This window comes from Bradyrhizobium sp. CSA112 (assembly GCF_029051645.1).
GTDB lineage: Bacteria > Pseudomonadota > Alphaproteobacteria > Rhizobiales > Xanthobacteraceae > Bradyrhizobium.
Map to the genome: position 1 here is coordinate 132,943 of NZ_JAACFS010000014.1, position 22,788 is coordinate 155,730.

At 60.1% G+C, this 22,788-nt stretch carries 22 protein-coding genes and 3 pseudogenes; 11 read left to right on the forward strand and 14 right to left on the reverse strand.

Annotated elements, in window-relative coordinates; translation table 11 throughout:
* Positions 1 to 64: 64 nt before the first annotated feature.
* Positions 65 to 952 carry an isocitrate lyase/PEP mutase family protein gene (locus GWE18_RS22990; RefSeq protein ID WP_275187986.1) on the forward strand — a complete coding sequence of 296 codons (888 nt, stop codon included), beginning with the start codon at positions 65 to 67 and terminating at the stop codon, positions 950 to 952.
* A 12-nt stretch (positions 953 to 964) separates the two neighbouring features.
* Here the strand turns inward: GWE18_RS22990 and GWE18_RS22995 are convergent, their stop codons facing one another.
* The 8 genes and pseudogenes from GWE18_RS22995 to GWE18_RS23030 all read right to left on the reverse strand — a co-directional run bounded on the left by GWE18_RS22995 (position 965) and on the right by GWE18_RS23030 (position 9,149).
* Positions 965 to 1,867, reverse strand: coding sequence for an ABC transporter permease (locus GWE18_RS22995; RefSeq protein WP_275187987.1), 903 nt, complete (start codon positions 1,865 to 1,867; stop codon positions 965 to 967).
* Positions 1,868 to 1,883: 16 nt separating this feature from the next.
* Complete coding sequence (locus tag GWE18_RS23000) at positions 1,884 to 2,855, reverse strand: ABC transporter permease (RefSeq protein WP_247836593.1); 972 nt, start codon at positions 2,853 to 2,855, stop codon at positions 1,884 to 1,886.
* Between the two features lie 94 nt (positions 2,856 to 2,949).
* Entirely contained in the window at positions 2,950 to 4,563 is a 1,614-nt protein-coding gene (locus GWE18_RS23005) for an ABC transporter substrate-binding protein (RefSeq protein WP_275187988.1), read from the reverse strand.
* A gap of 90 nt (positions 4,564 to 4,653) precedes the next feature.
* Positions 4,654 to 5,631 carry an oligopeptide/dipeptide ABC transporter ATP-binding protein gene (locus GWE18_RS23010; protein WP_275188015.1) on the reverse strand — a complete coding sequence of 326 codons (978 nt, stop codon included), beginning with the start codon at positions 5,629 to 5,631 and terminating at the stop codon, positions 4,654 to 4,656.
* Positions 5,632 to 5,747: 116 nt separating this feature from the next.
* On the reverse strand, positions 5,748 to 6,815 hold the full coding sequence (locus GWE18_RS23015; protein WP_275187989.1) for an ABC transporter ATP-binding protein: 1,068 nt from the start codon (positions 6,813 to 6,815) through the stop codon (positions 5,748 to 5,750).
* Positions 6,816 to 7,112: 297 nt separating this feature from the next.
* Entirely contained in the window at positions 7,113 to 8,213 is a 1,101-nt protein-coding gene (gene dinB, locus GWE18_RS23020) for a DNA polymerase IV (protein ID WP_275187990.1), read from the reverse strand.
* A pseudogene (locus tag GWE18_RS23025) lies at positions 8,210 to 8,921 on the reverse strand (SOS response-associated peptidase family protein). Before GWE18_RS23025 ends, dinB begins: the two are co-directional and overlap by 4 nt.
* Positions 8,922 to 8,951: 30 nt before the next feature.
* Positions 8,952 to 9,149 (reverse strand): hypothetical protein, encoded by a 198-nt coding sequence (locus GWE18_RS23030; RefSeq protein WP_057852832.1) that lies wholly within the window; start codon positions 9,147 to 9,149, stop codon positions 8,952 to 8,954.
* Positions 9,150 to 9,661: 512 nt separating this feature from the next.
* On the opposite strand from GWE18_RS23030, the pseudogene GWE18_RS23035 reads away from it, so the two are divergent.
* Positions 9,662 to 9,958, forward strand: a pseudogene (locus GWE18_RS23035) (DUF2285 domain-containing protein).
* Between the two features lie 67 nt (positions 9,959 to 10,025).
* Here the strand turns inward: GWE18_RS23035 and GWE18_RS23040 are convergent.
* Positions 10,026 to 10,406: pseudogene (locus GWE18_RS23040) on the reverse strand (tyrosine-type recombinase/integrase); the annotation flags it as partial.
* Between the two features lie 345 nt (positions 10,407 to 10,751).
* Entirely contained in the window at positions 10,752 to 11,207 is a 456-nt protein-coding gene (locus tag GWE18_RS23045; RefSeq protein WP_275187991.1) for a DUF3237 family protein, read from the reverse strand.
* 801 nt (positions 11,208 to 12,008) lie between these two features.
* Between GWE18_RS23045 and GWE18_RS23050 the strand changes: the two genes are divergently transcribed.
* Both GWE18_RS23050 and GWE18_RS23055 read left to right on the forward strand, forming a co-directional pair.
* Positions 12,009 to 12,209 carry a hypothetical protein gene (locus GWE18_RS23050; protein ID WP_275187992.1) on the forward strand — a complete coding sequence of 67 codons (201 nt, stop codon included), beginning with the start codon at positions 12,009 to 12,011 and terminating at the stop codon, positions 12,207 to 12,209.
* Between the two features lie 45 nt (positions 12,210 to 12,254).
* Entirely contained in the window at positions 12,255 to 12,464 is a 210-nt protein-coding gene (locus tag GWE18_RS23055) for a PRC-barrel domain-containing protein (RefSeq protein WP_275187993.1), read from the forward strand.
* A gap of 653 nt (positions 12,465 to 13,117) precedes the next feature.
* Here the strand turns inward: GWE18_RS23055 and GWE18_RS23060 are convergent.
* The 3 genes from GWE18_RS23060 to GWE18_RS23070 form a co-directional block, all read right to left on the reverse strand.
* Entirely contained in the window at positions 13,118 to 13,297 is a 180-nt protein-coding gene (locus tag GWE18_RS23060; protein WP_275187994.1) for a hypothetical protein, read from the reverse strand.
* A gap of 652 nt (positions 13,298 to 13,949) precedes the next feature.
* Entirely contained in the window at positions 13,950 to 14,714 is a 765-nt protein-coding gene (locus GWE18_RS23065) for a DUF899 family protein (protein ID WP_275187995.1), read from the reverse strand.
* 210 nt (positions 14,715 to 14,924) lie between these two features.
* Positions 14,925 to 15,536, reverse strand: a complete 612-nt coding sequence (locus GWE18_RS23070; RefSeq protein WP_275187996.1) for a class I SAM-dependent methyltransferase — start codon at positions 15,534 to 15,536, stop codon at positions 14,925 to 14,927.
* A gap of 215 nt (positions 15,537 to 15,751) precedes the next feature.
* Here GWE18_RS23070 and GWE18_RS23075 point away from each other — a divergent pair, with 215 nt between their 5' ends.
* Complete coding sequence (locus GWE18_RS23075) at positions 15,752 to 16,237, forward strand: pyridoxamine 5'-phosphate oxidase family protein (RefSeq protein WP_275187997.1); 486 nt, start codon at positions 15,752 to 15,754, stop codon at positions 16,235 to 16,237.
* Positions 16,238 to 16,316: 79 nt separating this feature from the next.
* Here GWE18_RS23075 and GWE18_RS23080 read toward each other — a convergent pair whose 3' ends face one another.
* A complete protein-coding gene (locus GWE18_RS23080; RefSeq protein ID WP_275187998.1) occupies positions 16,317 to 16,664 on the reverse strand; it encodes a hypothetical protein in 348 nt (115 codons plus the stop codon).
* A gap of 475 nt (positions 16,665 to 17,139) precedes the next feature.
* Between GWE18_RS23080 and GWE18_RS23085 the strand changes: the two genes are divergently transcribed.
* The 6 genes from GWE18_RS23085 to GWE18_RS23115 all read left to right on the forward strand — a co-directional run bounded on the left by GWE18_RS23085 (position 17,140) and on the right by GWE18_RS23115 (position 22,775).
* The gene (locus GWE18_RS23085) at positions 17,140 to 17,598 is read left to right on the forward strand and encodes a hypothetical protein (RefSeq protein WP_275187999.1); all 459 of its coding nucleotides are present in this window, start codon (positions 17,140 to 17,142) and stop codon (positions 17,596 to 17,598) included.
* A gap of 447 nt (positions 17,599 to 18,045) precedes the next feature.
* Positions 18,046 to 19,449 carry a TolC family protein gene (locus tag GWE18_RS23095; protein ID WP_275188001.1) on the forward strand — a complete coding sequence of 468 codons (1,404 nt, stop codon included), beginning with the start codon at positions 18,046 to 18,048 and terminating at the stop codon, positions 19,447 to 19,449.
* Positions 19,450 to 19,461: 12 nt separating this feature from the next.
* Entirely contained in the window at positions 19,462 to 20,841 is a 1,380-nt protein-coding gene (locus GWE18_RS23100; RefSeq protein ID WP_275188002.1) for a copper oxidase, read from the forward strand.
* A 39-nt stretch (positions 20,842 to 20,880) separates the two neighbouring features.
* On the forward strand, positions 20,881 to 21,372 hold the full coding sequence (locus GWE18_RS23105) for a cupredoxin family protein (protein WP_275188003.1): 492 nt from the start codon (positions 20,881 to 20,883) through the stop codon (positions 21,370 to 21,372).
* Positions 21,373 to 21,408: 36 nt separating this feature from the next.
* Positions 21,409 to 21,711 (forward strand): copper-binding protein, encoded by a 303-nt coding sequence (locus GWE18_RS23110; protein WP_275188004.1) that lies wholly within the window; start codon positions 21,409 to 21,411, stop codon positions 21,709 to 21,711.
* A gap of 77 nt (positions 21,712 to 21,788) precedes the next feature.
* On the forward strand, positions 21,789 to 22,775 hold the full coding sequence (locus tag GWE18_RS23115) for an FkbM family methyltransferase (RefSeq protein ID WP_275188005.1): 987 nt from the start codon (positions 21,789 to 21,791) through the stop codon (positions 22,773 to 22,775).
* Positions 22,776 to 22,788: the final 13 nt, after the last annotated feature.

Below are 22,788 nucleotides of genomic sequence, written 5' to 3' on the forward strand. Positions count from 1 at the left end.
GCGGCCCCTCAGCTATCGCGTCGAGCTGCCTGAACGCGGACTGCTGGAGACGGTGGAGAGCGACATGAGCAAAGCCAAGCATTTGCGGAGCCTGCTGCGGCAGGACGGCGTGACCATCGCGCCGGGTGCATACGATTGCATCACGGCAACACTGATCGCGCAGACAGGATTTCCGGCCGTCTATATGACCGGAGCCGGCACCGCGGCGAGCCACGGTTATCCCGACTATGGGCTGCTGACCATGAGCGAAATGGTCGAAAATGCAGCGCGGATCGCCGCTGCGGTCGACGTCCCCGTTGTCGCCGATGCCGACACGGGATACGGCAATGAGCTCAACGTGGTCCGCGCCGTGCGCGAATTCGAACGGAGCGGTGTTGCCGCTATTCACATCGAGGACCAGGTCTTCCCGAAGAAGTGCGGGCACCTGGACGACAAGGAGATCATTTCGTTCGACGACTACATCGCCAAGATCCGGGCGGCCGTGGACGCAAGGCGTAGTCTCGATTTCCTGATCATCGCACGCACCGATGCGCGAGCAGTCGTGGACTTCGAGGAAGCAATCAAACGCGCCAATGCTGCGCTCGCAGCCGGCGCGGACATGGCCTTCGTCGAGGCGCCGCAGACGATCGACGAGGTCAAGACAGTTCCCAAACTGGTCGGGGGGCCGTGTCTCCTCAACGTCGTGCGCGGCGGAAAGGGTCCGCCGATCGAACTGAGTGCCGCCGAGGCGATGGGTTACAAGCTCGCCATCCTGCCGACCCTGCTATTCCAGGGTGTCATCGGTTGCTGTGAGGAGCTCCTGACGGAGCTCAAGACCGGCATCTTTCCGACGCCGCCCAGGGACCTCTCGCTTAAAGAGGCTTTTGCTCGCTTCCGCGCTCGCGAATGGGATTCATTGCGGGACCGCTACCGCGACGTCTCGAATGCTGTGGCCAAGACGGGTGAGGCTTGAAGCAGTGTCGCCTTACTGGGACCTCAGCCTGGGGTCTAGTTCGTCTCGTAGCGCATCGCCGAACAGGCTGAAACCGAACACCGCAAGACTGATGGCGATCCCCGGAAAGATCGCTATCCAGGGAGCGCTCTCGGCGTATTCCTCGGCGCCGCCCTGAAGCATCAGGCCCCATGCCGGCGTTGGCTCCTGCACTCCGAGACCGAGATAGGAAAGGGATGCCTCGAGCAGGATCGCCTGACCTACGAAGGCGGTGATCATAATGAGAAACGGCGCCATGACGTTCGGAACCATATGCCGCAGAATGATGCGGGCATGGCTAAAGCCATTGGCGCGGGCGGCGTCGATGTAGGGGAGTTCGCGGATCGCCAGCGCACTTGAACGCACGACGCGGGCGCAGCGCGGAATGAACGGTATAGTGATTGCGATGATCACGTTCTCCGCTCCCGTTCCGAAGATTGCGATCACGGAGAGTGCCAGGATGATCAGCGGGAACGCCATGAATACATCAAGGATACGCTGAAAGATCAAATCGATCTTGCCGCCGAAGTAGGCGCTCGCTACGCCGAGCACGAGGCCGAGGGTGGCGCCGACGAACGACGACGCAAAGCCGACCAGCAGGGCCGTGCGCGATCCATAGACGATGCGCGAGAACACGTCGCGTCCGTATTGATCCGTGCCGAGCCAGTTCTCGAGGCTCGGCGGTTCGTGCATGCGGTCGAAGGCGTTGGCGACCGGGTTGTACGGGGCGATGAAGTCGGCAAACGCGGCAACCACCACCATGACGATGATGACTGCGGCGCCGGCGGCGCCCAGCGGGTTGCGGCGTGCGAACCGGACGGTCGCCGCAAGCCGGCTCCGCGGCTTGCGCTCATCCGTCAGCTCGATGCTCGTTCCGAGGTCGGTCGCGATAGTCATGCAAAGCCTCTCGCCGTCATTTGTACCGGATCCGCGGGTCGAGCCACGCGTAGATGATGTCCACCACGAAGTTGGTGACGACGAAGATCGTCACCACCAGCATGACCAGCGCTTGTGTCATCGTGTAATCGTGATTGCTCACGGACGCGACAAACAGCTTGCCGAGCCCGTTGAGATTGAACACCTGCTCGGTGACCACCAGGCCGCCCATCAGGAATGCGAATTCGATGCCGATGATGGTGACCACCGGAAGCAGCGCGTTTCTGAGCGCATGCCGCCGGATGATGAGCTTCTGGACGAGCCCCTTGGCGCGCGCCGTGCGGACGTAGTCCTCGCGCAGCACTTCAAGCAGCGCCGAACGCGTCATGCGTGTCGCGACGGCGGAATAGCGGTAGCCGGTCGCGAGCGCCGGGAAGATGGTCATGCTCAGGTTGTACAACGGGTCGACCCAGATCGGCACATACTTGATCGGTGGCATCCACGGGCTTCCGAACACCGACTTCGTGGTGATCAGCAGGCCGAGGATGATCAGGATGCCGAGCCAGAACGAAGGCATTGCGATCCCGGCGATGCTGAAGCCGCGCACCACGTAGTCGATCCAGGTGTTCTGCTTGACCGCGGATATCGTTCCGAGCGGGATCGCGAGCATGATGGCGGTGATCGTGGCCATGATCGCGATCTGCAGCGAGAGCTCGAAGCGGAGCCCGACCTCTTCCGTGATCGGACGTCCGGTCCACATCGACTTTCCGAAGTCGAACCGGACGAAGTCCCAGATGAAGGTCAGGAACTGCACGACATAGGAACGATCAAGACCAAGCTCGGAGCGACAGAGAGCAATCGCCTTGGGATCGACGTATCCAGCCCCGCCCGTCATGCGCAGCACACAGACGTCGCCCGGCACCAGCCGCAGCAGCAGGAAGACAAGCAGCGCGGCGCCGAGCAGCGTCGGGATCATCAACAGGAGTCGCTTTAGGACGTACTGGTACATGATCGTTCCTGCACCACTCTTGCCCGCCCCGCGGCCGTTTCCCGTTCACTACCTTGCTATGGCAGGGGACACGGAAACGACCGCCGTCGGGCGCTTACTTGTCGAGCCATACGTTGGCGAGGTCCTGATTGAGGTAGTGGCTCGGACTGATCTTCCAGCCCTTCACGTAGGACCGGTGCGGGATGATCCGGTTCCACCACAGCGTGACGAACGAATGCCCCTGCTCATCGAGCACACGCTTCTCGAACTGCCGCATCAGCTTGCGCTGCTCGGCTTCGTCGGACGTGCGGTTCATCGCCTCGAACATCTTGTCGAGGTCGCGATCGACGTATGCGCCGTAGCTTTCGTTGCCGATGTCCTCCGACAGGAACTTGCCGATGTCGAGCAGCGGGTTGATGACCGACTGGCAGTTGAAGTCCACCGTCACGTCGAAATCAGCCGACCTGAGCCGCGCGTAGAATGGACCGGTCGGCTCCATCTTTTGCTCGACCGTCACCCCGATCTGCCGCCACTGGTCGATCAGCCACGTGCCCACGATCGTATAGGGCTGGTCGACGGCGCGGTTGGACAATTCGAACTTCAGGCCCGGGACTCCGGCCTCCTGCAACAGCCGCTTGGCCTCGGCACGCGACTTGTTGATGTCGGGCCAGTAGCCGGGAAGCTGCTCGAGCTCCGTCTTTGTCGCCGCCAGCGGATGACCCGGGAACGCGACACCACCGACCGCCTTGACGATCGCGATGCGTGAAAGGTTCTGCGATCCGCCCCAGCGATCGACCGCCAGCGTCAGCGCGCGGCGAACGCGGACATCGTCGAACGGCTTCTTCTTGTGGTTGGGGGTAAACAGCAGCACGCAGTTCCAGTCACTCTCCTGAACCGTGATGTCCTTTCCGAGCGCGTTGACGAGGTCCTCGGTGCTCTTCGGCGGGAAGCCGCGGAATTGGATTGCGGCCCGGTCGCCGCGGATCGCTTGCACCTGCACCGCCTGCTTGTTGGAGAAGATCGCTTCGAAGCCGTCGAGATAGGGCTGCCCGGCAACGTGGAAGTCCTTGTTGCGCTCGCCCCGCACGTAGGCGCCGGCCTCGCGTCCGGCGAACTTGAAGGGTCCCGAGCCCATGACGTTCTTCTCGTACCAGCGGATGTCCTGGTCGAGCTTTGCCTTCGAGTAGATGAAGTTGAAGGGTGTGGCCAGCGCCGGGATGAACGCGCCCGATGGATACTTGAGCTTGAACACGACGGTGTGATCGTCCGGCGCGCTCACACTCTCGACCATGACGAAATAGGCGATGCGCGCGCTGGTCGTGCCTTCCGGCGGGAAGATGATCTTGTTGAATGACGCGACGATGTCGTGCGCCGTCAAAGGCGTACCGTCGTGGAATTTCACGCCCTGCTTGATCTCGAATGTGTAGGTCTTGCCGCCATCGGCCGGCGTCGGCATCCCCGTACACAGGTCGCACACGAAGTCCGTCGGTGAGGAGGGATTTTCCGGATTGACCTTGATGAGCAGGCTGTAGAACGGCGCAAAAGGATGGATCAGCGCGAACGTCGTCTCGCGGTGACCGTCCCAGCTCGGCGGCTCGTCCGGTACCACAAAATTCAGGGTACCACCCTGCTTGGGTGCGGCCTGAACCGGAGGCCCCGAGAAGCCGATGGCGACGGCCGCTGTGACCGCCGCGATTGACACAGGTCTGAGATATCTCGACAGTTTCATGATCTCTCCTCCTCTGAAAACGCATTCTCCTTTTTCAAACGACCGAGGGTCTTGCGCCCTTAAGGTCCGATCGCCCCTCGCACGGGGCTTTCAAATGACGGAGCAAGCGACCCAATGGCCGGGTCGCAGCTCCCGAAGCTCCGGAACGTTCTTGGCGCAGCTGTCGATCGCAAGCGGACAGCGCGGATGAAACACGCATCCCCGCGGCGGATTCATCGGGCTCGGCACCTCGCCTTTCACGATCCGGTAGGCGCGGGCCTTCTCCATGTCGGGGTCCGGCACCGGCACGGCTCCGAGAAGCGCCTGCGTATAGGGGTGCAGCGGATTACCGTACAACTCGTCACAATCGGCCAGTTCAACGATCTTGCCGAGATACATGACTGCGACTCGATGGCACAGGTGGCGGACGACACTGAGATCGTGCGCGATGAACAGATAGGTCAAACCGAACTGTTCCCGCAGATCTTCGAGCAGATTGATGATCTGCGCCTGAATTGACACGTCCAGTGCCGAGATGGCCTCGTCGCAGATAATGAACTCCGGACGCACCGACAGGGCACGCGCGATGCCGACACGCTGGCGCTGGCCGCCGCTCATCTCGTGGGGGTAGCGGTCGGCAAACCTGGGATCCAAGCCACACAGGCGGAGCAATTCCATGACCCGCGCATCACGCGCTGCCTTGTTCGGCTCGGTCCGGTGCACCATCATCGGCTCGGAAATGATCTCGCCGATCTTCATCCGCGGATTGAGGGAGCTATAAGGATCCTGAAAGATCACCTGGATCTTCTGCCGCAGCGCGCGCATCGATTTCTGATCGAGGTCGACCAGGTTCTTGCCGTCGAACAGGATCTCGCCTGCGGTCGGACGCTCGAGCCGCAGGATGCACCGACCGGTGGTGGTCTTGCCGCACCCCGACTCGCCGACCAATCCGAGCGTCTCACCCTTGCGGATGGTGAAGCTGATGCCGTCGACAGCTCTCACCTGGGCGACCTGTCTGGAGAAGAGAGCGCCCTCGGTCACCGGAAAATGCATCTTCAGGTCGCGGATCGTGACCAACTCCGGCGCCAGGTGGACGCGCCTTTCGGATTGGCGCCTATGCTCGAGCGCGACGTCCTGCGCGACGGGCGATACCCGTACCGCTGCCTGGGCGCTCTGCCGTGCCGCGCCGGTTGGTTCGATGGGGGTCATGACGACCTCGTGAGAGATCTGGCTACTGTGTTTGCCTCCCAGCATGCCGCGAGATGATCGCCGCCATCGACCCGCTCCAACGGAGGCGACTCGCTGGCGCAGCGCGCAACGGCAAAGCCGCAGCGCGGTTGGAACGAGCAGCCCGCGCCGAGGCGCGAAAGGTCGGGCGGCTGGCCCTGCACCGGATCGAGCCGTGCCCGGCGCGGCTGATCCATCCGCGGCACTGAACGCAGCAGCGCCAGCGTGTAGGGATGGCGGGGACGGTGATAAATATCGTGCGCGGGTGCGCTCTCGATGATCTTGCCCGCGTACATGACGTTGACCCTGTCGGCATAGCGCGCGACGATACCGAGATTATGGGTGATGATAATCAGCGCCACGCCCATGCGTCGCGTCAGATTCTTCATCAGCTCGAGAATCTGCGCCTGAACCGTCACGTCGAGCGCGGTTGTAGGCTCGTCGGCGATGATCAGCTTGGGCTCACAGCACAAGGCCATGGCGATCATCACGCGTTGGCGCATGCCGCCGCTGAAGTGGTGCGGGTACTGCCTCAGTCGACGCTCAGGATCCGAAATCCCCACCATGCCCAACAGCTCGATCGCACGCGCGACCGCCTGGTCGTGGCTCATGTCGCGATGCTGCTCCATGGTCTCGGTAAGCTGTCGGCCGATCGTCAGGACTGGATTGAGCGAGGTCATCGGCTCCTGAAACACCATGGCAATGTCCTTGCCCCGGACCTCCCGGATTTCCTCATCGCTCAGCTTGAGCAGGTCTCTGTTCTGGAAGCGAATGCTGCCACCGATGATGCGGCCAGGCGGATCGGCGACCAGCCGCAGGATCGAGAGCGCGCTGACGGACTTGCCGCATCCGGACTCGCCTACGATGGCGATCGTCTCGCCCTGATTGATATCAAAGCTGATGCCGTCGACGGCCTTGACCACACCGGCCGCCGAGAAGAAATAGGTTTGCAACCTGTCTATCTCGAGAAGCCTGGACACCTCGCGCCTCTCGTCATCCGTCACTGTACAGATGCCCTTCAGCCGTTTGACCTGACCCGCCTCCATTTACGTCTTGATCTTTCGAGCCTATCGGCCGCAAGTCAAACCCAATCCTATGGTACTGCGACAATTTAGACCAAAGTCTTGAATGCATCGGCCCGGCTGGCGACCAGCCGCAATGCATCCTCGTCATCACTGGCGCGACGCCGGAGGGCTGCCGGAAGGCCGTCGATTGCCCGATCAAGGATCGCGACGCTCTCTTGGCGTTCTACGACGTCCCGGTTGAGCATTGCTGCATTTGCGAACGATCAACCCGAGAGCAAGCGGAGCACATATGCTGCATAGGGAGATACTCTAACGGCTTCAGAAAAGCGGCATTTGCGGCGACGCTACGTTTTCACCGAGAAACCCGGAAATCGAAACTCCCAGCAACCTGACCGCCTTCTTCATCGGGAAGAGGGCCTTCAATAGTTCGGCCGACGGACCCTCCAACTCGCTGCGGCTGCCGACCGTGCCGGCCACCGTTCGGCTCCGCGTGATCAGTTCAAAATCGGCAAACTTCACCTTCAGAGTCACTGTCCGGCCCCGCCTGCCTTTGTCTTCGCAATGTCGCCAGACCTTGTCGATCAGCGGCTGCAGTTCAGAAAGCATCGCCTCGAACTCGGAGAGGTCGCTCAAGAAGGTGTTTTCAGCTCCGATAGATTTTCGAATCCGGTCGGCGCGTACCTCTCGGTTATCGACGCCTCTCGAGATCCAATAATAGTAGAGTCCGGCCTTGCCGAAATTGGATTGCATGAATTCGAGCGACTGATTGCGCATGTCGAGGCCAGTGTACAAACCGAGCGAATTCATCTTGGCGCTGGTCGCGGGCCCAATGCCATGAAACTTGCCGACCGGCAGGTTTTCTACGAACGCCGGTCCCATCTCCGGTGTGATGATGTACTGGCCGTTTGGTTTGCGGTAGTCGGAGGCGAGCTTCGCCAGAAACTTGTTGTAGGAGATGCCGGCCGACGCGTTGAGGTCGGTCTCGGCCTTGATCTTGGCACGGATAGCGAGCGCGATGTCGCGCGCCAGCGGAATCCCCAGCAGGTTTTCCGTGGCGTCGAGGTAGGCCTCGTCCAGTGACAACGGTTCGATGATCAGTGTGTGCTCGGCGAAGATTTCGCGGATCTGCTGCGAGACCGCCTTGTAGACCTCGAAGCGCGGCTTCACGAAGATCAGATCGGGGCATTGCCGTTTTGCCGTGACGGACGGCATGGCCGAGCGCACCCCGAATGTCCTTGCTTCATAGCTGGCTGCCGCAACGACGCCTCGCTCGCGGGATCCGCCGACGGCTACCGGCTTGCCGCGGAGATCCGGATTGTCACGTTGCTCGACCGATGCGTAGAACGCATCCATGTCGATGTGGATAATCTTGCGCTGACGGGGCGAGGGCCTCGCCTGGTCGTCGTCCTCGATCGTCACGTTGCTGGCCCGGCCGGATCTTCCTTGACGCCGCGGGCGACGATCCGAAGTGCCTCGTCCGGCAGCGGCCGCTGGAGTTTCAGGGCATCGTCCGGAGGGGCCCTCATCAAGGTCTCGACTTCGTCTGGCATTGTCAGGATCACCGGCATCGCCTTCGGGTGGATAGCGCCAACCTCGGCATTCGCCTCCGTCGTGAGGATCGCGAAGATGTCGTTGGTCGTCTCACCTTCCTTGACCTTCCGGACGGACGTCCAGTTGGTCCAGATGCCGGCGAAGCAGGCGAGGGGACGGGTCTCATCGAGCGCGAACCAGATATCACCGCCCTCGGCCTTGTTGAATTCGCTGAAGGAGTTGAACGGCACCACGCAGCGGTTTTCGGCGTCCAGTGCTTGCTCTTACGTTGCGGATGTTAGTCGTGCGGCCGTCCGGCTCCATCCGCAGCAGTTCCTTGAAATCGACGGGTTTACCTTTCGCTTCGAGCTTTGCGGCACGCTTCTTGGTTGCTTCCATCAGGGCGTGCTGCGACGACGGCATTCCCCACCGCGCCGTAGCGAGTTCGCGGCCCTCGGCCCCGGTGCGCACGATCGGTGCCTTGTAGTCCGGAAAAACCCCGGGCATCGGCGCCAGATTGCCAACGTATTGGTTCACGACGCGAAACAGCGCGATGATGGCGGCCCGGTTTGTCGTGATCGAATAGAGATTGCACATCGAAGGCCGCCGCGAAGGATCATTCTTGCGCTAGTCTCTATTACTATGCAGGTCCCTTAGCTTTCGCATGTAGTAGCCCTGCCTCTGGAGCGCGGAGCTGATCTCGTCGCTGACTTTTGTGACCCTCTTTTTGCTTTTACGCCATTTTCCCTGCGCCGCAGCGGGCGGCATTGGATATCCCGTCTTCACAACGAGCAGATCACGTTTGGTGTTGAAATACACGTCCATATGCCTCTCTCCCAAAGCGATGAACGTATCGCTTGCGAGCAAAATAATGGGTTACCAAAGTGCAACACCGAGCCCTATTGTGCGCTCGCGATTTACCACCAGCAAGAGTGCGCACGGCAGAGGCGCGCGGATCAACGGCTATTCTAATACCTCACTATAAGCGCGGCGAGTTGGATTGGTCGGGACGTTGGTGATGGACGAGCTTATAGCCCTCTGCCATGGGCGCATGACGTGCTTTGCAATGCGCAGCCGCTCGGCACAAGGCATGACCCGCTGCGCACTATCGCGGGCATAGGAACAGACATGAAAGCCGTAAGTTGATCACTGAATGGCAGAAGTCGATCCTGACAGGGCTATTCGGCTATGAGAAACATCGTGAACGAGACCGGTGAGATCCTCGCCAAGGACAACGCATGACGGCACGTTGGTCGGCGGGCACCACCGCATCGCGGTGGCAGCTAGCCTCGGTCAAAAGCTGCTTTGGCAAGACAGCGGCGAACCTGTGAGCCTTGATGCCTTCTTCAGGCATTCGAGTAGTTCTCAGCGGCACATAGCTTGAGGCGCTCGCTGACGTAGCGCCAACCGGACCAGCCCTCACTGAGTATGACGAGGAGCACATCATCACGTACATGCGGGTGCTTGATGCTGATCAACAAGGCGCCGATTGGCGTGATGTCTCTCGTATCGTCCTGCACATTGACCCAGACACCGAGGCCGACCGCGCGCGAATCGCATTCGAAAGCCATGTATCGCGTGCAAGATGGATGAGCGAGCAAGGTTATCGCCATCTGTTGCGAATCGGCGCCTGATCATCGCGACGCCTGCCTCTGACACGCGCGATCTAGACGTTGCCCTAGGAGTTGTCCCGGCGCTCCAGCGAGCAAACAAATTCACGATTACTTGCGGCGACGTTCGCTTTGATCGCTCGGTTCCTATGACGAAGTCGTTCGAACTAGGCTGTGACGCGTTGCGCAAATCGGCGAGCGCTGATCGAAGCTCCGTGTGCATCGGAATTATTCTTCCGGACTGACCCTTGCTGGCATTGTCATGGAGGTAGATGGACCGGCCTATTTGACTTTCGGCATCCGTGACCATGGCCCACGTGAGCGAGGCAATTTCTTTCGCTCTGAGTCCGGCTCTCACGGACAGCAGGAGGATGACACGACTTCTGGTCGGATATCTCGTTCTTACGATTGAGCCTAAGGCGGCATCGATTTGCCCCTTGGTCAGTGTTTTAGCCTGTTTTCCCAATGACACGTGAACCTCCTGAAGCTCATCAGGACGTTGGATAGTAATCGGCAGAGGCAATCGTACAGGGTTGGCACGTCCGACCCGGGGATGTCTGTTGTTGGAAGGATATTGTTGCAAAAGTCGAAAATCGAACGACGTCAAAAATCTCGCAAAAGTTGATTTTTGGCCGACGTGGCCACTGCAATATTCCGTAACGCCGATACGAAGCTCCCTGGTCGTTTTGGTGCGAAACGATGTGGTCTATCATATCGCCTCGAGCGAAACGCATCAGTGGTCCTGAAAAATTTCGATCGCCACCCCAAATAGCCTTTTGCAACAATATCTGCCAGCAGCGGACGTCTGATGCATCGACTACAACACTTGAAAAACATCCAGCGTTCGTGCATTCGTAGAAAGCGAGCCGCTGGCGATCGAGCAGATGCAGTTCATCCAACTGTACTTTTCTGAACTCGTCTCGAAGTATGGCGTGGTGCGGAAATAGTAGGCTCCCGGGTCGACAATCTCGCCTTGATAAAGGCGATCCATGACCTCTTTCGGACCATGGCGAAGTCCCTTCCAGGCCGCGTAGATTTGATGGTTGTCGTTGGTTTCGAGGATCAACTGCGCGTCCACCTCCATCACGTCGTCGCGGCGGATCAGCGACCAACCCCCGCCGCCTGGCAACACCTTGCCCTTAAGCTTCGGCCCGTCGAAGCTGCCGCCATCAAAATGAAACATGCGTCGGCGGCCGTATGGAGTATCGCCGAGACTGGATACTTGAATTTCGAGAGCGAGCGTGAACAGAAACCTGGTGTTGATCTCCGGCATGGAGGCCTCCTGATGACTGGCATCCGCCATGTGCTGCGAAGTGAATCGGCGCGCCGACGACGTTGCGGCGTAGGCTGAAGCAGCGGAACTATTCTCGCGTTCAATCCGACATACGAGGAACGGACGTATGGATGCGAGCGCCATGGGATGTGAGGCAAAGGCGTTACAGCGTTCCTTGCCGGACGAGGCGCTAAGTATCGTCGCGCGCGGGCGTCGGCCGACCGGACCGAAGCAAAAACGGATCCACGGACTCAGCTAACAGGGCCGCCAATTGGGCGGCGGCAGGCGTGGACTGCTTTTCGGGCGGCAGCGAGCCGACAGAATGGACCGCCAGTCCAGTACCAGCGGCAACGGCAGCTATTGCGATTGCAGCAAGATATTCGATCCTCATGGCGATGGTTCCTCCATCGGCTCCACAGGACTAACCGGACATTCTCTGAAATGGTTCCAGAGCGCGCGGCAAGTTCCTCAATGCGTCGGCCCGGCGCTCCAATTGCTTCCCCTTTCGTTCCGAACGGCGTCACGATCAGAAGTCAGGGAACGAAAGCTCCGGTCAAGACTTTAAAACCACGAGACCGTCGCTCGCCGTTAACTACATGGCGCATGTCGCGGATAGCCAAAGGTTCCTACTGCGGGGCCCGCTGTTCTCAAAGCGCTCGCGCAGATAGCCAAAAGCGGCGGTCTTCGGTTCCGTTCAGAATTGCCAGCCGTGCTCGCAAGCGGGAAAGCTGCGGGAGGGGTAGGTGGCGCAGGCGCTGGGTCGCTGATGCTGGCGCCTTCTTCCCCGAACGAGGCTTCGTTATGCGCAACCGCATTGACATAGACCCCAAACACAGCCGAGCAATCGTTCAAGAGATCGGTGAGAGGCTACGCGCGTTCCTAAAAGAAGAGCCGGAATTGCCGGGAAGCCTTAGAACGCAAATCGACCGGCTGCGCGAATTGGACGAGCAGTCACCATCAATCATTCCCAGTGCTGAGCGCTGGAACAAACTTCGGCGTTGAGCCGCTTTGGACAGCACAGACGGCTCGGCCGAACATGGACGAGCAATGCCGTCGGTGAAGCGCCGCGCGTCAAAGATTTTGAATGAGTACGGTGCGGCCCAATCCGAATTGATCGGCAAAGCCGTCGTGCTTACCGACGGAAAGGCAGGTAGGGTCGAGAACGTTTGGCTGGATGAATTGCACGGGCTTCGGATTTCCATCGAAGGTCATGATGGAAGGTGGCCAGTCTCAACCATTAAGCTTGCGGAGTCCTAGACCTCGCATCAGCTACGCGTTGCCCAGATCCAGCGCTCCTCTCAAAGCATTCCAATCAAAATGAAAAGCCCGACCTCGGTCAGGAAAGTGGCGCTCATGATCGCGACCGTAAGGAACACGTCGCTCGCCGAGAGAGGGTTCATGAATGCCTCGCATCTTGCAAAGCCCTCGGGAGTAAATCATTCAGGCTAGAAAATGTTTCCAAACGCAGACGACGCGAGATGCGAGCGTGCCGCATCCGAGGCGGCCTAAGGCGAAGTCCGCGTAGGGTCAAAAGCTGCCCTCTGGCGAACGACCGCTTCTGGCGCAAAGCGGCCGTTCGCGTAATGAGCGGTGATGCAACGCTATTGGCTCTGTCTGCGCCCACCCGCAACGGGCAGGTGATCGTCTGTTGGCGCAGCGCGGCGGCGAAGGTGACGCCTGGATGGCGTATGATGCTAACTCGGGCGGCCGCGCAACGAGAATTCACGCGCGCTCACTGCGAGGCTACACCGTAGTCAATCCGCGCGCAGCGTGACCAACAGTAAATCGCTCGACAAATTCGGCCACGCGGTCGCGTCAGGAATCGTGCAGCCGCGTGGCTCGATCTATTTGCGGACGAAAGAATTGTGAAAATTGGGACAGACCGTACCCCGGCCCCATCGCACTGTGGGTTAAACGCGCGTTGAAAGAGACACACCAAGCTTTGCAGCCATGACGCTGATGGCACCGGGAGTTCGCTTCAACGCCTTTGAGATCTTGGCGACGCCTGACTTGGATTTTGCCATCGTCTTCATTGTCCGAACATCGTCTTTTGTCCAGGCGCGGCGAACTACTTTCTTAGCTTTTGCCATTCTTACTCCGAATCATATTGGGCAGTGCCGGGCTTCTATCATGACTGTCTGCGTTGGCGAGCAAGACCAAACTTCCATTGCGAGAATGTGAATGCGACCTCGCTACGTGAAAAACGAGATATGTGATCTACATTACTGTTATTGGTCGGAGAAAGCGGGCATGTACCTCTCTTTTCGAGGGGACGACCTAGCATGGACGACAGATTTTACAGGAATAGAGCGCGCGTCCTCCGGGAACTTGCGACGGAGGCAGACCCATTGATCAAAGGACGGCTGTTGCGTCTTGCGGACAATTACGACGATATGACCACAACGCAGACAGCGCGTGATCAGGCGTCAAAGAGGCCAGAGCAAAGTGCCCACGTCGATAGTCGCGACGGAAACTAGCATTTTCTTTTTGCACTTCGACAACAATCATTGTGTCTTCGCAAGCGCCACGATAGCCGCGACGGCGGCTTGGTGTTGGTCATCACCCCAACGAGACGTTTTCAACACTATCGGGGAGTTCCAGACATTCGCGGGGCTCTCCAGAGCGCCCATTCGGGCTACGGTTAGAGTCGACTCTTTTCAGACCCTGGCAACTCTGCACAGGCGTCGGCAAAGCCACTGTTCTGAAGCACGAGCGCGCGATTTCGAAGTTGCTGTATACTCGCTAAGTACTCGCTGGCGCTTCGGGCCGACAGCATTCGTATTCGATTTGTTCGTACGCGTCGGGCCGCCCTCCAGGAGTGAGGTCCAAGAGGGTCCACATCGGCTCGACCGTGCCGACATGTCGTGGATCCTGCCCCGGTTCGGTCGGCAAGAACAACAGTTCGGAGGCCCAGCTCAGCCTAATCAACCCATCGGCGCCCTTGTGGAATACGGTGAGCATCGGCACCTGCTGTCCCTCCTCATCCTCGCCATGATAGTCGCGCTTGAAGCTGTTGTTGGCGGCTGAAAGCACCTTCAAATTGCGCCAGCCGCGATGCGCTGCACAAGCCGCGACCCGCTGGATCGGTGCCTTGGCCACGGCCGCGATGTTTGCTCCCAGCCCCTCAACGTGCGGCACCGCTCCCTCCCAGTTGTCGAGCAAAGCAGTGCAAGAGGGGCACGGCCCCTCCTCAACCGGAAGCTCTGCCATTGGCCCACTGCTCGGTCCCCGCCGGTTGTCGCCGCGGTGCCGGGGGAACATGTAATGATAGAGGATCAAAGTATCGGTAGCGGGCCGGAACAGTTCGGATAGCCGCACCTTCGCTGGTGCCCCCTTTGAGTCAATGTGGTCAAATTCGTAATCCTCGGGAACGGCGCCACCCGGCGGGAGTGCTCGAATCTCCGCGGCCACTGCCTCCATTTCGCGCCTGAGTGCTACCTCGCGCTGCAGCAGCCTGTTCCGAGCGGCGCGATACGCCGGACTTTCATTTGGAAAGGTCACGCCCATGGACGACTCCGTCGAGGCGACTAAGTATAGCACGACTCCAGCGAACCTGAGCCCATCCGCACCATGGGAACGTTCGCAGCAGCTCAGCCGGCCCACCTAGATCGGCCAGGTGCGAGATCCCTGCCGCGCCATGTGTTGAATGGCACGCCTTGCCGGCTCGCCCAGTTCCCGCTCACCTCGTGATCGGTCGGTCTGCGGCGCCGGCCCTGATCAGGCGCGGGGCCTTTCCCCGCCGACAAGGGTGACCTTGCCGAAGGCCAAGCGAAACTGGCCAATTGTGCGCGCATTCTCGAAGCCCGCCGCCGTCAAGTCGCGGGCCAACATTCCTTCGCCGGGTCCGCCGAAATGTCCGCCGACGAAATCCGCGATCCGCAACGCTCCGCCGGGCGCCAGCGCCGCATGCATGGAAGCCAGCGTCTCGGCCTGCATCTCGCGCGGCATATGGTGGAAGGCAAGCGAGGACACCAGCTTTGTCGCGCGCGCGGCGCCTATGAGTTTCGCGGTCTCGTTGCCGAATCCGCGATAAAAGGTGACGCCGATTCCCTTGCGAGCCGCCTTCTTCTGCGCGCGCCCCAGGGCGTCAGGATCGGGATCGACGCCGACGACCTGCGCCTGCGGCACCTGTTCCTTCGCCATGATCGCAAGCGTGCCGGTACCGCAGCCGACATCGACAACGATGTCGCCGGGCTCGAGGTCCAGCGACTTGAGAATTTCGCCGCGCCAGCGCCGCTCGCGTGTCAGCAGAGCGATCATCGGGTCATAAAGCGGCAGCAGCCAGCGGCGCCCCGCCGCTGGAATAAAGTCGTGGTGTGCGACCGCCATCATAGAGCTCCTCACGGTTCTTCCTCCCAAGGGACGAACCTTCAATTTAGTAGCGTCCGATAGGCCAGCAAGCGGTGCGAAAACCGTTTGCTAACGGCCATTCGCCGGACGCGACGGCGCCGGCGGTCAGCAGTTGATCAAAGCGACAGTTTGCGGACGTCGCGAGCGCGTCGGGACATGGAGCATACATCGTCTCAAAGTGACCAAGCCAAGGTATGGGACCTCATCAAGGACGCTCATACTGCGCTGCTTATAACCGTCGAGGAGGATGGCGCGCTCCGGGCGCGGCCGATGGGCTGCCTTCAAAAGCAGTTCGACGGCACACCCTCTGGTTCCTCACGTTCCGCCACTCATCGAAGCTTCGCCAAATCCGCGATGACGACCATGTACTCGTCGCTTACGTCAAACCCGAGAAATACGAATATGTCGCGATTTCGGGCCGGGCGAGAATCGTCGAGGACCAACAGAAATTGAAAGAGCTTTGGTTCGAGGGGTTGCGCGTTTGGTTTCCAAAAGGGCCTGACGACCCCGAACTTGCACTTCTCGCAATTGAAGTCGAGAAGGCGGACTATTGGGCGGACCCGGCTTCCATCGTCACCTATGCTTTCGCCTACGTGAGGACCAGGCTAACAGGACAGAGTCCGTCTCCGGACGAAATCGACGAATCCAAGTCAGTTCATTTCCGCCGCGAAGGGAGTTAGCGCGGCTTACGCTGCCAAACACGGAGGCTCTTCGGTCCCGCGGCTGGGGTGGTTGTGCTCCACCCCGCCGCACGTGGCGTTAGTGACGGCCGCCGTGATGCCCGCCATGATGGCCGAAGTGATGGCCGTGATGGCCGAAGTGGTGGCCATGATGACCATGATGATGGTGGAGTCCTCCGCCACCAAACCCGAAGACAATGCTCGGTCCGCCGTAATAGTAGTCAGGGCCCGTTTCATAGCAGGCTCGGGCCCAGCGATAGCCGTTCCATCTTCGCTCACATACCAGAGCCACCGGTTCGGTAAGCTCACGTGCAACAGATGCGCCCAATCCACCATTTGCCGGCATCGCGTCTGCCCGCGTGCTGACGAGCGATCCTGCGCCGGCGAGTGCCGCCACAGCTGTAGCTGCCAAAATCAAACGACGCATTTTTTCTTCCTCTTGGGCCGAAGACTCTCCTAGAGCCCGTTACTTCGAGCCGTTTGGCGCTTCAGCGCAACCACGCCAGAACGGCAGGTCCAACCTATGTTTCGGCCGCGCTTTGCATTATGTCTGATTGTCGCAGCGCGACTCTGAACAAGGCATGGCGGATCAATTCATCGTTTGTTCATTAATCCGGCGGGCAGTGCAGAGGATCTCGCCGCCGTAAGAATTCTTCCGCGCACCGCAAGCTTTTTCCCTTCCCTGCAAGGATATGCAGCATGCCTATGAGGACCGGCAGCAAGCGGCGACAAATCGGACCAAGGAAAAAGATTGCGGGACTGATGGCGGCCGTCGGCCGCGCAGACCGCTGACCTGCGCCCCGGAACTTTTCCAGAGAGGGGAATGTTCGCACTTGGCGGTGAAAGCGTTTCCGCGTAGGCTGCCTGCGCCGCGTGTTCTGATTTGCGAGATTTAGAACTGAATGTTCGTGCGTTTGACCAGAGCGAAGCGATTGAAGGCAGGGTGGCTGCTCGCCCTGGTCTATATGCTTTGCGTGCTTGCGCCGGGCATCTCCTTCGCGTTTTCGGACGGGTTGCGGGCGACGGCCCACGGTCTGGGCGTCGTGCATGTTCATGAGCTTAGCGAGGCTTCGGCGCAACACGCCCACCAAGGCGGGCATGTGCACGAACATTCCGCCAGTCATGCGCATGACGGCCACAAGGATGTAGCGTACGTCGCCGACGAAGCGCCGGCTCCTTCCAGCGGACCGCATCAGACCTCGGGAGCGCAATGCTGCGGCGTGGTATGCTTGAGTGGGTTGCCCGCCACTATTGTTGACATCGTCAAGCCTTCGGCGCCGACCTCTATCTGTGCTTCCGAGAATTATCGAAGCGCCGCCGATAACACTCCCCCACGACATTACCGCCCTCCCATTTCCTGACCTGACGGAACGACGTGGTGCCGCGCCCATTAAGGGCACGCGCGCCTGTGATCCATCGGCAGTTCAGGGAAAAGCCATGCTTGCGCAGTTTGGGGCGAACTTCGCCGCCGTTCATTCGGTGGTGGGACAATTCAATAGACGTAGATCCGGAATCCTCCTCGCGGGAGTGGCCGTCGCGGCCGTCACCCTGGGAGGATGCATGCCGGCGACTGTTGCGCTAATTGGCGCCGATCCCGCGGACCCCGGCGCCAAGGTAGCCGGAGCGGGCTATCGTTCGACAATTGCTCCTTACGCCAGCCTTCGCCCAACCGCTCCAGCCCCGTGGCGCCAGCAGAACGAACGCGTCGCTCCGGCGCCCAAGTCTGGCCGATAGGAGCGCGAACAATGAGTCGAAATTTTCGGATCGCTCTGTTCCCAGCAGATCGGCTTCGATTGAAGCCTGCGTACATGGCTGCGCTTCTTTCAACTGTTGCTTTGACGGGATGCGCGTCCTTCTCGCCAGATGGCGGAATGAACGTCGTCGCCACCGTTGCCAGTGAGACCATTAATAAAGACGTGGTATCCATTCGCACGACCGACGACGCAGGACGGGCGAGAGACGCCGTCCAAGGCCTTCTTCGTCGAGCCCTGACGGTGGGCACCGCCGTCCAGATCGCGCTCCTCAACAATCGCGGCCTGCAGGCGGCGTACAACGAATTGGCCTTGGCCGAAGCCGAGTTTGTCGGTGAAAGCCTGCCGCCCAATCCGACCTTTGCGATTTCTCGCGTCACAGGCAACGGCGGGTACGAGATCGAGCGTCAGGTTGTCGGCGACATTCTGGCGCTGGCCACCCTGCCGTTCCGCTCGGAGATCGCCCGGCAGCGCTTCCAAAAGGCTCAGTTGCGTGCGGCAGAGGAGACGCTGCGGCTCGCGGCCGAGGTCAGGCGCGCCTATTATCGTGCGGTCGGGGCCAACGAACTCGTCGTCTTGCTTACCGATGCAAAGTCCACAGCGGAATCCACGGCGCAGCTTGCCTTGAAGCTCGGAGAGACCGGATCGCTGAACAAGCTCGACCAGGCCCGCGAACAAGTCTTCTACGCGGAGATCACGGCCGACCTTGCGACGCTTCGTCAGGATGCCACAAGTTCCCGCGAGCGCCTGATCCGCCTGCTCGGATTGTGGGACCGCGACCTCGACTTTCGGCTGCCACAGAAATTGCCGGCCTTGCCGCGCCGGCCGCTGTCGCTGCCGCGCATCGAGGTGGATGCCGTCGCACATCGTATCGATCTGCAGATGGCCCGCATCGAGTTGGGTCTTCTTGCGAAGTCGCTCAAGCTCACGGAGGCAACACGATTCGTCACGCTTCTCGATCTTGCGGGGATCGACAAGAAAACCCGCGAGCCGGAAGGTGCTCCATTCCGGGAACGGGGTTTCGACATTGCGTTCCAGATTCCGATCTTCGACGGCGGCGAGGTGCGCGTCCGGCAGGCCGCGGAAACCTACAATCAGGCATTCAATCGTCTGACCGAAAAGGCGGTGGACGTGCGTTCGGAAGCGCGCGATGCATTCCGGGTCTACCGCTCCAGGTATGACATCGCCGGTCATTACCAGCGCGAGGTCCTTCCGCTCCGCGAGATCATCTCCGACGAGATGAAACTGCGTTTCAGCAGCATGCAGGTCGATGTGTTCGCTTTGCTGACGGAAGCGAGGCAGAGGATAGCGGCGTTGCGTGCGGCCATCGAAGCCAAGCGGGGCTTCTGGCTGGCAGAGTCCGAATTGAAGACAGCCATCTACGGCGGGGGCGGCGGCAGCGAAAGTCAACCAGAACCCCGTGCATCGGCCACCGCCCAAGCAGGCGGCGCCGGACACTGAATGGAGAAAGCCATGTTATCCCGACGAAGTTTCCTTGGCACGGCAACGGCACTCGCAAGCGCAACGGCGATCAGCGGCCGCGTGCAGGCGGCAAATATCCCGGAAGCGCCGATGATGGAGAAGGCGACGATGCAGCCGCCGCTCTACCCCTCGAGCGGGCCGGAGTACCGGCCCGCCGTAACGCTCAACGGCTGGACGCTGCCGTGGCGCGTGAACGGCGACTGGAAGGAATTCCATCTCGTTGCAGAACCGGTGGTGCGCGAATTTGCGGAAGGCATGAAGGTCCATCTGTGGGGCTACAACGGCCAGTCGCCGGGTCCGACCATTGAGGCGGTCGAGGGTGACAAGCTCCGCATCTTCGTCACCAACAAGCTGCCCGAACATACGACCGTGCATTGGCACGGGGTGCTCCTGCCAAGCGGCATGGACGGCGTCGGTGGAGTCACGCAGCCGCATATTCAGCCGGGCAAGACGTTTGTCTATGAGTTCGAGATGAAGCATAGCGGGACGTTCATGTACCACCCGCATTCGGACGAAATGGTCCAGATGGCGATGGGCATGATGGGAATGATCGTGGTGCATCCACGCGATCCCAAATTCCGTCCGGTCGACCGCGATTTCGTCTTCATCATGAGTTCGTACCTGATCGACCCCGGCACCTATCTGCCGAAGGTCAACGAGATGACCGATTTCAACATGTGGACCTGGAACAGCCGCGTGTTTCCTGGCATCGATCCGCTGTCGGTTCGGCTTGGCGACCGCGTGCGTGTCCGCATCGGCAATCTCACCATGACCAATCATCCGATTCATCTGCACGGGCATAATTTCGCCGTGAGCTGCACCGACGGCGGATGGGTCCCCGAAACCGCGCAATGGCCGGAAACCACGATCGACGTTCCCGTCGGCTCCATTCGTGCCTTCGACGTTCTCGCGGACAATCCCGGTGACTGGGCGTTTCACTGCCACAAGTCGCATCACACCATGAACGCGATGGGTCACGACGTGAGAAACCTTATCGGCGTATCGAGAAAGGAATTGGCCAAAGCGGTCGGCAAGTTGGCGCCCGATACCATGGTCATGGGAGAGCGCGGCATGGCGATGGGCGACATGGAAATGCCGGCCCCCGACAACACGCTGCCGATGATGACCGGGACCGGGCAGTTCGGCCCGATCGAAATGGGCGGCATGTTTACGGTCATGAAGATCCGCGAAGGGCTTGCGCGTGACGATTACAAGGATCCGGGTCCGTACAAGTTTCCGAAGGGCACGGTCGCCTGGGAGGTCGATACACCGAAGACGGAAGCACCGCGGGAGAACAAGAAGGAGTCGGCAAAGCCGACCGAGATGAAGGCGGTGAAGGGAATGAAAGGCATGAAGGGCATGTCACACTAACGAAACCATCAATCCAAACCCAACAGCAAGGAACCGACTATGAAGACTCTCAATCGAACCGGCATCGCGCTCGTCGCAACATTGCTTCTCTCCGCCTCGGCCTGGGCCGGAGCGGGCCCTGCAGGACACAGTCACAGCCATGACGAGGCGTTTTCCGCCGGCGTGCCGGGCGATCCAAAGAAGCCGGCCAGGATCGTGCAGGTAACGATGAGCGAGACGGACGGCAAGATGATCTTTATGCCGGAGAAAATCCAGGTGAAGAAGGGCGAACAGGTGAAGTTCATGCTCCGTAACAATGGCGAACTGGACCACGAATTCATCCTCGCGACGACGGCGGAAAATCTCAAGCACGGCGAGGCGATGAAGAAGAATCCCGACATGGAGCATGACGACCCGAACGGCAAGCGGCTTGCCCCGAAGAAGACGGACGAGATGGTCTGGAAATTCACCAAGGCCGGCGAGTTCGAATATTCGTGCCTGATCCCCGGACATCGCGAAGCCGGGATGGTCGGCACGGTTACAGTCAAGTGACGTGAGTCAGGATCAATCGAAGGAAGGGAGTTGAACATGAATGCTAGTAAAGTCGCAGCCGCTGCCCTCGCGCTGTCGCTCATTTTGTCGAGCGCCAGCGCATTCGCGCAAGCGGCGATGGCCAACGGCGAGGTCAAGAAGATCGACGAAGCTGCGGGAAAAATCACGCTGAAACACGGTCCCATCAAGAGCCTCGATATGGAAGAGGAAATGACGATGGTATTTCGGGTGCAGGATCCTGCGATGCTCAAGCAGGTGAAAGTCGGCGACAGGGTGAAGTTCGACGCGGAAAGAGCCCCAGCGGGCATCACCGTCACCAAGATTCAGAAGGGCAAGTAAGCGGAAAACGATCGGCGCCGCCTCACTTGACGTGCTGGTGGCGCCGATCGCGAAGCAAATGGGGCAGAGGAAAACGGATGGAGACGTCGTTGCGCCAGGCTGACGGAGTTGCGGCCCAACGAGTGCTCACTTTCGATCGTGGAAGCGGGATGCTGACTGGATCCAGCGTGATCGACCGCATCGCAGTGCTGGCTTTGCAGGCGGGGTCCGTCCTCACGCGGCCGTACGGACATCGCGGCTACAGGCTGGGTTGCAAGCTAGTTGCGACCGCCGTCGCGGAGCGCGACATTACCATCAAATTGAACGAGGATGCCGCCTTCGCGTTTCCCTTCTGCGACGGATATTGGAGCAGAATGCTCAACCCGCGATACGACTATGAAGAAGAGATCGAGGCCTTCTTGAGGAATGCAGCAGACCACAGATACTCGTTCATCGATTGCGGAGCAAATTTCGGGTACTGGTCCGTCCTCGCTTCAAGCAGGCCGTGCGGCCGACAGCAGACCCTAGCAATCGAAGCGTCCTCGGAAAATGCTAAACGGCTGGGGACCAATGCTCTCTTGAATGGCGAGCGTTTCCGCTGGCTCAATGCCGCCATCGGAGGCAAGTCGGGTGGATTCGCGCGCATCACGGGCGCAAGACACGAAGCCATGGAAACGCTGGCCCTGACACAGAACGAGCCTGACGCCGTGCCCATCGTGTCTTTGGATAGCCTTGCCGCCGAGGGGCTCATTGACGCAACGATGCCGGTCGTAATCAAGCTCGACGTGGAAGGCGTCGAAATCGAAGCGTTGAGTGGTGCCAAAGGGCTGATGCAGCGGGACTGTGTGGTCATCTGTGAAGAGCACGGGTCCGACCGCACGCATGGCATCACGCGCCACCTGGCCACCGAACTATCTCTCAGTGTTTTCGTGTTTGATCCTTTCCGGTGCCGGTTCATCCGGCTCGATGGCATCGAGAGGCTAGACCGGATCAAGAAGCACGCGTGGGTCGGGTACAACGTCTCCGCTACGTCGAGCGCCTTATGGGAGGAACGATTGCTGTCGGCGACCTGGAAGCACCGATGATGAGATCGATCGC

Bases quoted from the DNA above. Each gene is read 5' to 3' on its own strand.
- GWE18_RS22990 (WP_275187986.1), top strand. From the start codon at position 65: ATGAGCAAAGCCAAGCATTTGCGGAGCCTGCTGCGGCAGGACGGCGTG.
- GWE18_RS22995 (WP_275187987.1), bottom strand. From the start codon at position 1,867: ATGACTATCGCGACCGACCTCGGAACGAGCATCGAGCTGACGGATGAG.
- GWE18_RS23000 (WP_247836593.1), bottom strand. From the start codon at position 2,855: ATGTACCAGTACGTCCTAAAGCGACTCCTGTTGATGATCCCGACGCTG.
- GWE18_RS23005 (WP_275187988.1), bottom strand. From the start codon at position 4,563: ATGAAACTGTCGAGATATCTCAGACCTGTGTCAATCGCGGCGGTCACA.
- GWE18_RS23015 (WP_275187989.1), bottom strand. From the start codon at position 6,815: ATGGAGGCGGGTCAGGTCAAACGGCTGAAGGGCATCTGTACAGTGACG.
- GWE18_RS23030 (WP_057852832.1), bottom strand. From the start codon at position 9,149: ATGGACGTGTATTTCAACACCAAACGTGATCTGCTCGTTGTGAAGACG.
- GWE18_RS23045 (WP_275187991.1), bottom strand. From the start codon at position 11,207: ATGCCGGAGATCAACACCAGGTTTCTGTTCACGCTCGCTCTCGAAATT.
- GWE18_RS23050 (WP_275187992.1), top strand. From the start codon at position 12,009: ATGCGCAACCGCATTGACATAGACCCCAAACACAGCCGAGCAATCGTT.
- GWE18_RS23055 (WP_275187993.1), top strand. From the start codon at position 12,255: ATGCCGTCGGTGAAGCGCCGCGCGTCAAAGATTTTGAATGAGTACGGT.
- GWE18_RS23060 (WP_275187994.1), bottom strand. From the start codon at position 13,297: ATGGCAAAAGCTAAGAAAGTAGTTCGCCGCGCCTGGACAAAAGACGAT.
- GWE18_RS23065 (WP_275187995.1), bottom strand. From the start codon at position 14,714: ATGGGCGTGACCTTTCCAAATGAAAGTCCGGCGTATCGCGCCGCTCGG.
- GWE18_RS23070 (WP_275187996.1), bottom strand. From the start codon at position 15,536: ATGGCGGTCGCACACCACGACTTTATTCCAGCGGCGGGGCGCCGCTGG.
- GWE18_RS23075 (WP_275187997.1), top strand. From the start codon at position 15,752: ATGGGACCTCATCAAGGACGCTCATACTGCGCTGCTTATAACCGTCGA.
- GWE18_RS23080 (WP_275187998.1), bottom strand. From the start codon at position 16,664: ATGCGTCGTTTGATTTTGGCAGCTACAGCTGTGGCGGCACTCGCCGGC.
- GWE18_RS23085 (WP_275187999.1), top strand. From the start codon at position 17,140: ATGTTCGTGCGTTTGACCAGAGCGAAGCGATTGAAGGCAGGGTGGCTG.
- GWE18_RS23095 (WP_275188001.1), top strand. From the start codon at position 18,046: ATGGCTGCGCTTCTTTCAACTGTTGCTTTGACGGGATGCGCGTCCTTC.
- GWE18_RS23100 (WP_275188002.1), top strand. From the start codon at position 19,462: ATGTTATCCCGACGAAGTTTCCTTGGCACGGCAACGGCACTCGCAAGC.
- GWE18_RS23105 (WP_275188003.1), top strand. From the start codon at position 20,881: ATGAAGACTCTCAATCGAACCGGCATCGCGCTCGTCGCAACATTGCTT.
- GWE18_RS23110 (WP_275188004.1), top strand. From the start codon at position 21,409: ATGAATGCTAGTAAAGTCGCAGCCGCTGCCCTCGCGCTGTCGCTCATT.
- GWE18_RS23115 (WP_275188005.1), top strand. From the start codon at position 21,789: ATGGAGACGTCGTTGCGCCAGGCTGACGGAGTTGCGGCCCAACGAGTG.